Annotated in this window: 1 protein-coding gene and 1 tRNA gene; one reads left to right on the top strand and one right to left on the bottom strand. The window is 65.5% G+C overall.

From position 1 onward, the window contains the following. Window positions 1–329 (top strand): GIN domain-containing protein (locus AC1D15_RS36420; RefSeq protein WP_477829920.1); only part of this gene is annotated, 329 nt, incomplete at its 5' end. Between the two features lie 60 nt (window positions 330–389). Here AC1D15_RS36420 and AC1D15_RS36415 read toward each other — a convergent pair. Continuing rightward, a tRNA-Met gene (locus AC1D15_RS36415) sits at window positions 390–466 on the bottom strand. Window positions 467–556: the final 90 nt, after the last annotated feature.

Here is a 556-nt window from a genome sequence, read left to right as displayed (position 1 = left end):
TCTCCGGGTCGGGCAGCGTGCGCTTCGACGAGCTCGCGGTGCGGCAGGTGAATTTCGACATCTCGGGCGCGGGCGACGGTCAACTGGCCGGCCGGGTCGAGCAACTCGAGCTGAACGTCTCGGGCCGCGGCAAGCTGGTGGCCGATCAGCTGCGGGCCACGCGCGCGAGGGTGGCGATCAGCGGTGTCGCCAATGCCGAGCTGTGGGTGACCGACGACCTGCAGCTCGCGATTTCGGGCGCCGGCAAGATCGACTACTGGGGGCACCCGGTGGTGCGGCGGGCGGTGTCGGGGATGGGGAACGTCACGGCGCGCGGGGACAAGCCTTGACACGCAGATGCTGAAAAGACAAAGCCCGCACGACCTGATGTTCGTGCGGGCTTGTTTGTTTGGTGGCGCTTCAGGGATTCGAACCCCGGACCTGCGGATTATGATTCCGTCGCTCTAACCGACTGAGCTAAAGCGCCTGAGCCTCAGATTATAGCCAGGGTTTCGGGCGCTTTCGGCGCGTTGACCGACAATGCGTCACACACTCGCACGACATGCGAGTCCCACCC

This window comes from Rhizobacter sp. P2_H2 (genome assembly GCF_056403375.1).
This window is presented reverse-complemented; position numbering and strand designations above follow the sequence as displayed.